The sequence below is a fragment of the Pseudomonas sp. NPDC086251 genome (assembly GCF_044746405.1).
In the GTDB taxonomy this organism is placed as follows: Bacteria; Pseudomonadota; Gammaproteobacteria; order Pseudomonadales; family Pseudomonadaceae; genus Aquipseudomonas.
The window spans coordinates 23,877-37,090 of the sequence record NZ_JBIVBY010000028.1 but is presented as its reverse complement, the minus strand read 5'-3'; the positions used below and the strand labels follow the sequence as shown (position 1 = coordinate 37,090).

At 60.2% G+C, this 13,214-nt stretch carries 10 protein-coding genes; 4 read left to right on the top strand and 6 right to left on the bottom strand.

The genetic code is table 11. The features are described 5' to 3' along the window. Positions 1–16: 16 nt before the first annotated feature. From ACIPL2_RS26645 to ACIPL2_RS26625, 5 genes are all read right to left on the bottom strand, one after another. Positions 17–979, bottom strand: a complete 963-nt coding sequence (locus tag ACIPL2_RS26645) for an ABC transporter substrate-binding protein (RefSeq protein ID WP_401361403.1) — start codon at positions 977–979, stop codon at positions 17–19. Positions 980–1,267: 288 nt separating this feature from the next. Further along, positions 1,268–3,742, bottom strand: coding sequence for a TonB-dependent receptor plug domain-containing protein (locus ACIPL2_RS26640; protein WP_401361401.1), 2,475 nt, complete (start codon positions 3,740–3,742; stop codon positions 1,268–1,270). Positions 3,743–3,939: 197 nt separating this feature from the next. After that, on the bottom strand, positions 3,940–4,809 hold the full coding sequence (locus tag ACIPL2_RS26635) for a TauD/TfdA dioxygenase family protein (protein WP_401361399.1): 870 nt from the start codon (positions 4,807–4,809) through the stop codon (positions 3,940–3,942). 175 nt (positions 4,810–4,984) lie between these two features. Next, positions 4,985–6,568, bottom strand: a complete 1,584-nt coding sequence (locus tag ACIPL2_RS26630; protein ID WP_401361397.1) for a rhodanese homology domain-containing protein — start codon at positions 6,566–6,568, stop codon at positions 4,985–4,987. Next, positions 6,565–7,173, bottom strand: coding sequence for a cysteine dioxygenase (locus ACIPL2_RS26625; RefSeq protein WP_401361395.1), 609 nt, complete (start codon positions 7,171–7,173; stop codon positions 6,565–6,567). Before ACIPL2_RS26625 ends, ACIPL2_RS26630 begins: the two co-directional genes overlap by 4 nt. 319 nt (positions 7,174–7,492) lie before the next feature. On the opposite strand from ACIPL2_RS26625, the gene ACIPL2_RS26620 reads away from it, so the two are divergent. Beyond that, positions 7,493–8,398 carry a LysR family transcriptional regulator gene (locus ACIPL2_RS26620; RefSeq protein WP_059404219.1) on the top strand — a complete coding sequence of 302 codons (906 nt, stop codon included), beginning with the start codon at positions 7,493–7,495 and terminating at the stop codon, positions 8,396–8,398. Positions 8,399–8,522: 124 nt separating this feature from the next. After that, positions 8,523–9,317, top strand: coding sequence for a class II aldolase/adducin family protein (locus ACIPL2_RS26615; protein ID WP_401361393.1), 795 nt, complete (start codon positions 8,523–8,525; stop codon positions 9,315–9,317). 706 nt (positions 9,318–10,023) lie between these two features. Here ACIPL2_RS26615 and ACIPL2_RS26610 read toward each other — a convergent pair. Next, positions 10,024–11,112, bottom strand: a complete 1,089-nt coding sequence (locus ACIPL2_RS26610; protein ID WP_401361391.1) for an LLM class flavin-dependent oxidoreductase — start codon at positions 11,110–11,112, stop codon at positions 10,024–10,026. A gap of 383 nt (positions 11,113–11,495) precedes the next feature. Here ACIPL2_RS26610 and ACIPL2_RS26605 point away from each other — a divergent pair, with 383 nt between their 5' ends. Next, positions 11,496–12,380, top strand: a complete 885-nt coding sequence (locus ACIPL2_RS26605) for an ABC transporter permease (protein WP_401361389.1) — start codon at positions 11,496–11,498, stop codon at positions 12,378–12,380. Position 12,381: 1 nt separating this feature from the next. Beyond that, the gene (locus ACIPL2_RS26600; RefSeq protein WP_401361387.1) at positions 12,382–13,182 is read left to right on the top strand and encodes an ABC transporter ATP-binding protein; all 801 of its coding nucleotides are present in this window, start codon (positions 12,382–12,384) and stop codon (positions 13,180–13,182) included. Positions 13,183–13,214: the final 32 nt, after the last annotated feature.

Below are 13,214 nucleotides of genomic sequence, written 5' to 3'. Positions count from 1 at the left end.
TGAGTCAGTCGCATCGTTATCGGGATGCCTGGTTTTGTTGGGCACGCTTGGCGTTAAAGCTCTTGTCGAAGCCTTGGGAGACGTCGATGTGTTGGGTGAGAATGCCTTCTTCCTGATAGATGTCCGCGGTGGTTTGCAGGCCGCCGATGACCGTGTCGTCGATCTCCACCGGTTCCATGTGCGTGCCTTTGGCCACGGCGACATGCACGGCCAGCGGCAAGCCGGTCACGCGGGCCTGGGCGGCGGCGTATTCCTCGGGATGGGCGTTGGTCCAGCGATAGGCGCGGTCGACCCGGGCGACGAAATCGTCGAGCTGCTGGCGTTTGCCGGCGATGGCCTGGCTGGTGGCGGCGAGGTACAAATGGTTGGTCAGCAGGGTTTCGCCGCTGGCCAAGACCTTGGCCTGATTCTGGGTGGTGGAAATCGTGGTGTACGGGTCCCAGGTCGACCAGGCGTCGGCACTGCCGTTGTCCAGGAGGATGCGCGACTCGCTCGGCAGCAGGTAGATGAACTGCACGTCGTGGGTGCTCAGGCCGGCGCTGCGCAAGGCTTTGATCGCCAGGAAATGGCCGATGGAGCCGCGAGTGGTGACGATGCGCTTGCCCTTGAGATCGCTGGCGTTGTTCAGCGGCGAATCCTTGGGTGCGAGGATGGCCGTGGTGTAGCGACCCTCGGCGTGGATGATGCTGACGACCTTGATCGGCGCGCCGGCCCCGAGGGCGAAGACGTAGGGCGCATCACCCAGGGCGCCGATGTCCACAGCGCCGGCATTCAGCGCTTCGCCGAGCGGCGCGGCGGCAGGGAATTCGGAGAACTGGATCTCGTAAGGCACGTTCTTCAGCTCGCCGGACACCTCCAGCAGCACCTTGATCGACGACTTTTGATTGGCCACCAGCAGCGGTTGAAGGTCGCTGGCCTGGCTGGATGCAGCGAAGCCCAGGGTGCAGAAGAGGCTTAACAGCAGAGGTTTGAGTGACATGGGAAACTCCAGGCGGTGGTTGCGTTTCGTGGGGCCTCCGCCTGGAGAAGGGGTCGGTCTGGAGTTGACGTTATATCTATAAAAAGTCTCTGTGAAATTCTTTATGGTTATAAGCTAATTATTAAGTTGTCTGATTTTAATATTAACTATTATTAAATAAATGCATTAAGTGATGCGTAACCTGTAGGAGCGAGGCTTGCCCGCGAAGAACGATAACGCGCAACGCCTGGCAAACCGTGGTGTCTGCTTCGCGGGCAAGCCTCGCTCCTACAGGGCAGCGGCATACCGTCAGAAGTTGTAGGCCAGACGTGTGTAGTAATAGGCCCCACCAAACCCGAAGGGCGAGAACTGCCCGTATTTGTAGCCTCCCGCCCAATCCTGGATGCCGTTCTTGTCCGGGTACACGTTGAACAGGTTGTTCGCCCCCAGTGCCACTGTCAGGTGCTGAGTCAGGTCGTAGGCGGCGTCCACGTCAGTGATCCACTTGGCGCTGAATTTGCGATCGTTCACCGGGTTGTTGTCACCCTCGATGTAACTGCCAAAACGCGTAACGGCCAGGTTCAGGTTGTAAGCGGTGACTTTCCAGTTCGCCGCCAGGATCAGTTTCGACTGCGGCGTGGCGACGGTCAGGTCCTTTTGCAGGCGCCGGTCGAACAGTTGATAGCTCGGCCCCAGGCCGCTGAGTGCGGGTGGGTTGTCCTGGAGTTTTTCGATCTTGGTCTGGTTCCAGTTATAGGCCGCGCTCCAGCGGATCTGGCCGTATTCGTCCAGTTGCTGGCGGTATTCGTTGACGATGTCGACGCCGCGAGTTCGGGTGTCGACCGCGTTGGTGTAGTACTGGGCAAACAGGCCCGGAGACAAGCCGTTGGCGACGAGAATTTGCGAGACCTCAGGGCCGCCCAGCAGGCTGGTGGAGACGATGCGGTCGCGAATGCCGATCTGATAGAAGTCGGTGGTCAGTCGATAGTTTTGCGTCGGCTCGTAGGTGAAGCCGAAGCTGTAGTTCAAGGATTTTTCAGGCTTGAGTTTTTCTGCGCCCAGGGCCTGGGCCTCGGTGGTGTCCACCGGCAACACCTTGACCGGCACCGAGACCTGCTGGCCGTTGACCACACCGCCGGAGGTGAACGTCGACGAGGCATAAATGGTCTGCGCCAGGGACGGTGCACGGAAGCCGTTATTGACCGTGCCGCGCAGGGCGAAGGCGTCGGTGATTTTATAGCGGGTGGAGAACTTGCCGCTCCAGGTGCTGCCGATGTCCTGGGTGTAGCGCTCGTAGCGAGCGGCCACGCCGACGTACCATTTATCGGTCACGTCGAGGCCCAGATCGAGGTAACTGGCGACGTTGCTGCGGCTGATTTCCCCGGCATCGGCGGGGCTGGTGCCGTTGTAGGAGGCGAGGCCGGGCAACGGCGTTCTGCCGGCAAACGGTCCGCTCGGGATGACGTAGTTGCCCGGGGTATAGGAGGCGAAATCGCCGGGTTCGATCTGGTATTTCTCCCAGCGATACTCGAAGCCGAAGGCGGTTTGCAGCGGGTTTTTAAAGCCAATGTCGAAGCCACGATGGAAGTCGAGGTTGTTGGTCCACTGATCGAAAATCTGCGAAGCGAGATGGAACGAGGTCGGGCTGGTCGGTCCCAAGGATGGATTAAGGGTATTGCTGGCATTGAGCGTCGAGTCGTCCTCGCCCCAGGTTGAACTGGCGTCGTAGCTCCAGCCACCGACCTCGCCCTTGAAGCCTCCGGCCACCTGAAAGTCTTTGGTGCGGTTGTGCCGTTGGGCATGGATGCCGTCGGGGTAGGGCGTATTCGGGTCGCCGGCCAGGGACGTGATGTCGTTGGGCCGATAGTTGCCGGTGACTTTGGTGGTCTCCATGTAGCTGGCGGTGGAAAAGGAATAGAACGTCAGGTCGTCCTGGATCGGCAGTTCGAGGTTGTAGCTGGCATTGGTGACCTTTTCCCGGCCCAGTCCATAGCTGGGGTTCCAGCCGTGGCGATTGACGGTCTGGTCGCGGCTGTCGGGGAAACCGGGCAATGAGTAGAGGTTGCCGGTGGCACTGCCGGTGCGGTCGAAGGGTTCCTGTTCCTTGCTGTCCAGCGCCAGGTTGGCGAAGCCGTCATTCGGCAGCGCCAGGCCGTAGTTGACCGTCTGGTGCACGGTGTCGCCATCGCCGCTGCCGTAGCGCCCGAATGACGTTTCAGCGCTGCCACCGCTGTCGTTTTCCTTGAGGATGATGTTGATCACCCCGGCGATCGCGTCCGATCCATATTGCGCAGAGGCACCGTCGCGCAGCACTTCGATGTGATCGATGGCCGAGACCGGAATCAGGTCGAGATTGACCGGTACCGCCGCCGTGCCAATACGCGCCAGGTTGTTGATCAGCGCGGTGTTGTGCCGCCGCTTGCCGTTGACCAGCACCAGCACTTGGTCCCCGGACAAGCCGCGCATGGTCACGCCGCGCACCGACCACGAAGTCCCGCCGCCATTGATCGCCGGCAGGTTGAAGGAGGGCAGCAGGCGGGCGAGCAGTTCCTTGAGGCCGACTTTGCCGCTGGCTTGCAATTGCTCGGCGCTGATCACATCGATCGGCGAGGGGCTGTCGGTGATGGTGCGGGGTTGACCGCCGCGATTACCGGTCACCACCACGGTGTTCAGGGTCTTGTCCGGTTCAGTGTTTTGCGCCTGGGCCTGGAGGCTGGCGGCGAGCAGGCTGAAGGCGGCGGCCGCGTAATAATCGTATTTCACTCGGGGGCTGGATGAGCTCATGACGCGAATTCCTGAAAGAGTGCACGCACAGGCAAACCCCTTCGCGCATGTTCGCGAATAAGGGTTAACCAATACCGATCTGTAGGAGCGACCTCGCTCGCGATGCACTCGACAGCGCCGCGTTCAGCCAGTCAACACGCGTTATCGTTGACGACCATCGCGAGCGAGCTCGCTCCTACGGGTTGGGGGGAGGGCGGTCAGGCCGCGTTGACGCGTTTTACCCGATGAGGAATGTCGTCATAAGCGATCAGTACTCGCTCCATGCGGCGCGGGTAATCGCCGTAGTTGTAGACCGGGTAATGCAGCGTCGAGCGGTTGTCCCAGAACGCCACCGAGTTTTCACGCCATTTGAAGCGCACCTGATGTTCAGGCTTGTTGAACTCCAGCAGCAGCCGATCAATCAGTTGCTTGCTCTTCTCGGGCGTCCAGCCGATCACCGAAGGGTTTTGCGAAAAGTTGATGAACAGGCCGTCCTCACCGGTTTCCGGGTGGGTGCGCACCAGCGGGTGGGCGAGAATCGGGTAGTCGTAGCCGACCTTGTCCAGCGAAGACTTGAAGTCGTGGACCACGTGCAGGTTATCGATTTCGGCGCGCAGCTCGTCGGGCAAGGCGCGATAGACCGCGCCGGTATCGGCCCACAGCGTATCGCCGCCCACCGGTGGCAAATCGACGGCGCGTAAGACGGCACCGAGGGTGGGGCGTAACTGCCAACTGGTGTCGGTGTGCCAACGGCCGCTGATCCTCGGGCCGTACAGCTTGCGTTCATCCTGCGCTTGAATCAGGTGCGCTTGCGGTTGCGTCGGGTCGTTTTGCTGGGTGGTCGGGTGGACGTAGAGTTCGCCGAATTCCCGTGCGAAAGCAATCTGCTGTTCAGTGGTGATGAGCTGGTCGCGGAAGAAAATCACTTTGTGTTCGAGCAGCAACTGGCGCAGTTCATCGCGCAGCGCCGGAGTCAGCGGCTGGCGCAAATCGATGCCGCTGATTTCTGCGCCGAGGGTCGGTTCCAGGCGGGTGACGTGAAGGGTTTCGGTGGGGTGTGAATCGGTACGGTGCAAGACAGCAGACATGATGTAAAACCTCTCGATTGTGGGTTCAGCCTCCGCCTGGAGAGGGGTCGGATGTTTGATGGGTGAAGCATTTTTGGTGCAGCACAATCCCTGTAGGAGCAGCCTCGCAAGCTCGACAGCTCCTACAGGGTCGAACACAGCCTCGCAGGCTCGACAGCTCCTACAGGGATTTTTGCTAGATTACATAGAAGCCATGCGTGCCATCGCGGGCCAGTTGGTCGACCAGGCCGAACTCCCAGTCCAGGTAGGCTTGCATGGCTTCGCGAGGGTTGTCGGTGCCTTCATAAGGGCGGCGATAGCGGTCGATGCGCGGTGAGGCCAGATGACTTTCGCCTTCCTCCAATGGCAGCTGCGCGGCGAGCCAGCTGGCCGTGCCATCCTTCAGCAGAAACACATCCTTGCCGGTCAACGCCGCGACCTCGGCGACGGCCAGTCGTGCCAACTGGCTGCTGCCGCAGGTCAGCACATAGCGTTGCGCGCTCGGTACCTGGGCCAGGGCTTCACGCAGTTGCCCACGCAGCACCCACCACGCACCGGGGATATGCCGCTTGACGTAATTGGCGCTGCTGGTGAAATCCAGCACCACGCTGTCGCCATGAGTCAGCCATTCGGCCAGGGTCTCGGGGCTGATTTCCTCGGCCTGCTGCGGCGCGGGGACCGGCGCCTTCCAGGCCCCTGTTTCGCTGAAGTGCGCAGGTTGCACATCATCCAGCACGTGCACTTCCCAGCCCAGTTGCGCGAGCCAGGAAGCCGACATGTTGGCGCGCACGCCATCGTCGTCGACCAGCACCAGACGTGCACCGCGCACACTGGCAAAGTGATCGGTTTCCTGCACCAGTTGGCCGCCGGGCGTCGAGCGGGCGAAGGGCAAGTGGCCGGCTTCGAATTCTTCCGGAGTGCGCACGTCGAACAGGTAAGTGCTGCGGGTCGGTTCCTGTTGCCAGCGTTGCAGGTCGGCCAGATTGGCGCGACCGACCAGGGCTTTATCGGCCACGCGGCGGGCATCCTGGGCAGCAATTTGCCGATGTTCTTCACTGGTCGGTGCGAATCGGCGCGACTGGCCGTGCTGCAGTTTTTGACCGGCCAGGGTCCAGCCGATGGTGCCGTTGCGCAAGGCTGAAACCGGGTTGGCGATACCGGAGTTGATCAGCGACTGAGTACCGATGATGCTACGCGTACGTCCGGCGCAGTTGACGATAATCCGCGTCGCCGGGTCGGGTGCCAGCTCTCGGGCGCGCAACACCAGTTCCGCCCCCGGTACGCTGATGCCGGTGGGAATGCTCATGGTCTGGTATTCGTCGAACCGCCGGGCGTCGAGCACCACCACGTCGGCCTCGCTGTCGAGCAGCGCCTGCACCTCTTCCGCCGCCAGTGACGGCGTGTGGCGCTGGCTTTCCACCAGTTCGCCAAAGGCTTTGCTCGGCACATTGACGTCGATGAAAAGTTCGCCACCGGCGCGACGCCACCCGTCCAGCCCGCCTTCGAGCAGGCTGACATTGACGTAACCCAGGTCTTGCAAACGCTGGGCAGCGATGCTCGCCAAGCCTTCGCCGTTGTCGTAGACGGTCACCTGAGTATCCAGCCTTGGAATCCGCGAATACACCTCAAGCTCAAGTTTTGACAAGGGAATGTTGGCCGCGAACAGCGGGTGCGCCTCGGCGAAAGGCGCTTCTTCGCGCACATCGACCAGCGCCAGTTCTTCATGTTTCAACAGTGCCTGACGAATCTCGGCGTAGGAGCGGGTAGGTGCAGTGCTCATAGGGCTTGGTTCTCTTTGGACAAATCCCAGATGTTGGGGAGATAGGCGTTGGAATAACCGGAGATAAACAGTTTCTCGCTGCCGTCGGGCTGGTACACCGCGCGGCGCACGGCACCGATGTTGGCGCCATAGACATGGATGCTGATGGAGACCTGATCATCGAACGCGTTGCTGACTTGATGAATGTCGCCGATCTTCGGTGACACGGCCTCGACCTGGCCTGGCAGCAGTTGTACCCGCTGGCCCTCGGGCACCAATGTGCCGTCAGGGTTGCGCGCGAAACCTTGCGCGAACTCCGCACCGCGCAACATGCCGATCAGGCCCCAGACTCGATGATCGTGGATCGGCGTGCTTTGCCCCGGCCCCCAGACAAAACTGACGATACTGAAGCGCTGCCGTGAATCGGCATGCAGCAGGAATTGCTGATAGCGCTCCGGGTCTGGCTGGGCAAAATCGTCCGGCAGCCAGTCGTCATGGCTGACCAATTGCGCAAGCAACTTGCCGCCGCGATGCAGCAGATCGCCCTCGCGCGGGTTGCCGTCGATCAATTCCGCCAGGGCGCCTATAAATGCTCTGAGTCTCTCCGGGTGTCGGGCCTGGGTCATGGCGATTCCATTGTTCGTTGTGAAAGATGACCCCTTGATTTAAGCATAATGTTTTAGATCAATATGCGATTGTTTAATGATTAGGTTATAGCTGAATGGAATTTGAAACCTTGATGCAGGACTAATGTGGGAGCGGGCTTGCTCGCGAAAGCGGTGTGTCAGTCGATGTTAATGTTGAATGTCAGTCTGCATTCGCGAGCAAGCCCGCTCCCACATTTGATCTCCATAGCGGCTCGCAAGCGCGGTGGGCTATCCAGATCCGAACAATAGAACTATGCTTTTCAGACATCTTATTGACTGTTCTCTATGTGCGGGCCAAATGAAAATTGACGATATCGATGCCTTTGTCGAAGTGATTCGTTGCCAGTCCATCAGCCATGCCGCCGAGTCGCTGCAGCTGACTCAGCCGGCGATCACGCGGCGCGTGCAGAACTTTGAGCAGGCGTTGGGCGTGGAGCTGTTCGACCGCAATACCAAACCGCTCAAGCCGACGCTGATTGGTACGCGGGTGTATGAACAGTGCCGTTTGATCCTGCGGGAAATGGATGCGCTGCGTGAACTGGTCGCCACCGACGCGCCGCCCACCGGGCTGTTGCGCCTGGGCGTTCCGCAAACCATCGGCGACGTGGTGCTGCTCGATGCACTCAAGCACCTGCGCATGGAATACCCGGATTTGCGTGCCCAGGTGGCCACGGGTTGGGGCAGCCAGTTGGTCGGCAAGATCGAGCGTGGAGAGCTGGACGCGGCAGCGGCGCTGTTCCCGGCCGGGAAGATTTTCCCCGACAACATTGTTGGCGAGTCGATCGGCAAGATGGAGTTGGTGGTGGTCTGCGCCAAGGCCCAATTGCCCAAGCGTCCGTGCAAACTGGCTGACGTTTACCAGAGCGGCTGGATTCTCAACCCCGATGGCTGCGGCTTCCGCGCCGGCTTGCAACGCACCCTGTCGGATCAAGGCCTGGCGCTGCGGGTCAACCTGGAAACGTTCGGTACCGAATTGCAGTTGGGCCTGGTCGCCGATGGTCTGGGCTTGGGCCTGGTGCCGCGTCCGTTGCTGGAGCGCAGCGCTCATTTCGAGCAGCTGGCGGTCATGCCCCTCAAGGATTTCAAACCGGTGATGGACCTGTGGCTGATCTACCCGCACTTTCTCGGCAACCTGCAAGGGCCGGTCGATGCCTTTGGCAAACTGGTCGCTGGGTCGCTGCAAAAGATCAAGAGTGCAGCGTGATGAGAGAGAGTGGGGATATCATGAAAAAAAATGATAATTAGCTTAGATTAAAATGTGCTTTTTATTATTTTTTGGCTTCCCATAGGCTGGCTGGAATTCTTAAGGCCATCCAGGAAGTTTTGCCATGAGTAGCGTCAGTCCGTTATCCAGCCCTTCGAAAACTGTTCGCCAGCGCGTCAGCCCGGAAGAATGGGAAGTGCGCGTCAAATTGGCCGCGGCCTACCGGTTGGCGGCCTTGTTCAAGTGGACCGATCACATCTACACGCATTTTTCCGCACGGGTGCCGGGGCCGGACGAGCATTTCCTGATCAACGCCTTCGGGCTGTTGTTCGATGAAATCACCGCCTCCAACCTGGTCAAGGTCGACATCGACGGCACCATTGTCGATGACCCGACCGGGCTGGGCATCAACTACGCCGGCTACGTAATTCACAGTGCAATTCACGGTGCGCGTCCCGACTTGCAAGCGGTGTTGCATACCCATACCCGTGACGGCATCGCGGTGTCGGCGCAGCGCGGTGGGTTGTTGCCGATTTCCCAGCATTCCATTGGTTTTTCCGGGCGCGTGGCCTATCACGGCTACGAAGGCGTGGCGCTGGACCTCGACGAGCGCGAGCGACTGGTGGCTGACCTGGGCGATAAGAGCGTGTTGATCCTGCGCAACCACGGACTGTTGACCGCCGGCATCAGCGTTGAACATGCCTTCCAGCAACTGCACGGCCTGGAGCGCGCCTGCAATATTCAGATCGCCGCCCAGGCGGGTGGCAACGCCGAATTGATCTTCCCGCCGGCCGACGTCGTGGCCAAGGTCGAGAAGCAGGCCGAGGTGTTCAAAAGCGGCGACGGGCCGGGTGTCGCACGGCACTGGAATGCGCTGATCCGGCAGCTGGAACGCACTGATATCGAGTACAAGAACTGAGGCACTCCCACAAAGATCCGTGGTGATCACGACCCCTGTGATCACCCGAAGCAAAATGTGGGAGCGGGCTTGCTCGCGAAAGCGGTGGGTCAGCTGGCAGGGATGTTGGCTGTGCTGCCGTCTTCGCGAGCAAGCCCGCTCCCACAGGGATTTGTAGTGGACACAAAATCTCTTGCACGACCGCGATCAAAAATGTGGGAGTGAGCCTGCTCGCGAAAGCGGTGGTTCAGCTGGCAGGGATGTTGGCTGTACGGCCGCCATCGCGAGCAGGCTCGCTCCCACAGGGGATCGGTGGTGGACACAAAATCCGTGCACAACCGCGATCAATGTGGGAGCGGGCTTGCTCGCGAAAGCGGTGGGTCAGCTGGCAGGGATGTTGGCTGTGCCGCCGCCATCGCGAGCAGGCTCGCTCCCACAGGGGATCGGTGGTGGACACAAAATCCCCTGCACGACCGCGATCAAATTGTGGGAGCGGGCTTGCTCGCGAAAGCGGTGGTTCAGCTGGCCGGGATGTTGGCTGTGCGGCCGCCATCGCGAGCAGGCTCGCTCCCACAGGAGGGCGGTGGTGGACACAAAATCCGTGCACAACAGCGATCAAATGTGGGAGCGGGCTTGCTCGCGAAAGCGGTGGTTCAGCTGGCAGGGATGTTGACTGTGCTGCCGTCTTCGCGAGCAAGCCCGCTCCCACATTGAATTGTTGGTGTGTCTATGCGACTTTCTCTGCCGCCTGCCGTTCACGCTCGGCCACCAGCTGTCGCGTCAGCGGGATCAAACGCTTGCCGTAGTCGATGGCATCCTCGAGCGGGTCGAAACCGCGGATCAGGAACGTGGTGATGCCCAGGTCGTAGTAATCGAGCAGGGCTTCGGCCACTTGTTCCGGGGTGCCGACCAGTGACGTCGAGTTGCCTTGTGCGCCCAGCAAACCGGCGATGCCGGTCCACAGTCGCTTGTCCAGGCGCGAGCCTTGGGCGGCGGCCGCCAACAAGCGGCGGGAACCTTCGTTTGGTGGTTCGCGACGGACAAAACCATTCTGCTCGGCCAGTGCGGTGGCCTGTTGCAGGATGCGCTCGGCGCGTTCCCACGCCTGGTCTTCGGTGTCCGCCAGAATCGGTCGCAACGACAAACTGAAGCGAATGCTGCGCCCGTGCTTGGCGGCCTCTGCACGCACCTGATTCACCACTTCGCGCACCTGCTCGTAGGTTTCACCCCACAGGGCATACACATCGGCGTGCTTGCCCGCGACCTCGATGGCTGCCGTCGACGAGCCACCGAAATACAGCGGAATGTGCGGCTGTTGCGGCGACTTCACGGTCGAGTGCGCGCCTTCGACCTGGTAATACTTGCCCTGATAATCGAAAGGTTTTTCGCTGGTCCATTCCTGACGCAGCACGTCGAGGTATTCGTCGGTGCGGGCATAGCGTTCGTCCTTGCCGATATGACTGCCATCGGCCCGCAACTCGCGGTCATCGCCGCCGGTGATGATGTGCACGGCCGTGCGCCCGCCATTGAACACATCGAGGGTGGTGAACTGGCGTGCGGCCAAAGTCGGCGCGGCAAAACCCGGCCGGTGGGCAATGAGGAACTTGAGTTTTTTTGTCACGCTGGCGGCGTGGGAGGCAATCAGGGTGCTGTCCGGACTGTTCGAATGGAACGCCACCAGGGCGCGGTCGAAACCCGCTTCTTCATGGGCGCGGGCGACTTTCTCGACATACTCAGGCTGCAAGGTCGGGCCGCTGCGGGGATGGATTTCCGAAGAGTGATGGCCGCCGATGTAGCCGATGAATTCAATACTCATGGTGAGTTCCTTTTCTTTAGATAGGCGTGATTGAAAGCCTCCACCGGGCGGGGGGTCGGTCTGTGGTGTCGAAAGTAGGCGGAGCAGGGTGGGCCTGTGAAATGCCGTTTTGTTCTAAGTTAATTATTAAATTAATGAATCACTACGGCAGGTTGATATCAGCAGCACGCATTTTAAACCATCGCAGCGTTACAGCCCCGAAAGGGTGGGGCCTGACCCTATTAATTATGCAAATAATTTATCTAGAACATTTTATATCTGAGTTTTAATCATATTAGGTTATTCCGAAAAAGAATTTCACTGTGGTTTTTTATGCGAATAGCATGAATCCGAAGCTGACGCATGGCGCCTCCGGCCATGTTCTTTAAAGGGAAGGAAGCCTGATGAGCGAAAAGACTTTCGATACGCAGAGCGCCAGTGGCTCGTTTTCCGTCGATAAGGCCGCACGCCTCACCGGTGATGTGCAGGGCGGGTCGAGGTTGATCCCCCACTGGCTGCGCAACTGGCGCACCCCCGAAGTATTGCTGCGCCTGATCAGCCCAATTGCGCTGCTGCTGTTATGGGAGCTGGCCTCTCAGGCGGGGCTGATTCCGCAACGAGTGATCGCGGCGCCGTCGCAGATTGGTGGCACGTTGTGGGCCATGATCGTTTCCGGGGAGTTGGGCAAGCATCTGTTGGTGTCACTGCAGCGAGCGCTGGTGGGCTTGAGTATCGGCGTCAGCGTCGGTGTCGTCGCGGCACTGATCACCGGCCTGTCGAAGCGCGGCGAGGTGATCCTCGATTCGCCGATGCAGATGCTGCGCACCATTCCTTCGCTGGCGCTGGTGCCGCTGTTCATTCTCTGGTTCGGCATTGGCGAGTTCACCAAGATCGCGCTGATCGTCACCGGCACCACCTTCCCGGTGTACCTGAACCTGTTCGCCGGCATTCGTAACATCGACCCCAAACTGATCGAAGCCGCCAACACCCTGGGCCTGAATCGTCGCGAGCTGATCTGGCACGTCATCCTGCCAGGCTCCTTGCCTTCCTTCTTTGTCGGCTTGCGTTACTCCCTGGGGATTTCCTGGCTGGCGCTGGTGTTCGTCGAGCAAATCAACACCACCGCCGGCATTGGTTTTCTCGCCAGTGATGCGCGGGACTTCATGCGCACTGACGTCATCGTGATCTGCCTGCTTATTTACAGCGTCCTCGGCTTATTGATCGACGGACTGATCCGCACGCTGGAGCGTTTTGCCCTGGCCTGGCGCCCATCCTTTGTGAGGAATTGATATGTCGAGCATCAATATTTTTGACGCGGCTAAACCTGCCCAATCAACAGCTCCGGTCCAACTGCGCAATGTGGTGCGCCAGTTTGGCCAGCAACGGGTCATCGACGGTCTGGACCTGGACATCGCACCGGGCGAATTCGTGGCGCTGCTCGGCGCCAGCGGTTCGGGCAAGACCACATTGCTACGCAGTCTGGCGGGCCTCGACAGTATCGACAGCGGCCAGTTATTGGTGCCAAAGGCGCGGGCGGCCGTGTTTCAGGAGCCTCGCTTGATGCCCTGGAAACGCGCCTGGAAAAACGTGATTCTCGGCCTGCACATCCCGGACGCCAAGGCGCGCGCAGTGCAGGCGCTGACGGAAGTGGGGTTGGCGCATCGGCTTGAAGCCTACCCGGCGACACTCTCCGGCGGCGAGGCGCAACGGGTGGCACTGGCCCGTGGCCTGGTGCGCGAGCCCAAACTGCTGCTGCTCGACGAACCGTTCGCCGCGCTCGATGCCCTGACGCGGATTCGCATGCATCGGCTGATCATCGAGTTATGGCGTAAACACAATCCGGCCGTGCTGCTGGTCACCCATGACGTCGATGAAGCGATCCTGCTCGCCGATCGGGTCATCGTGCTGGCCAACGGCAAGATCGCCGAACAATTGTCCATCGACTTGCCACGGGCTCGAGATACCGGGCAGCAGGGTTTTCAGGAAATCCGTGCGCGCCTGCTGAGTTTGCTGGGCGTTGAAGTGGAAACCGTTGCCGCGACTGAGCGTCAGGCATCGAACAGTACTGTCCGGCGTTTTGCCCATGCCTGATGCAGGCTCAACATTTTTGCCACAGGGACGTT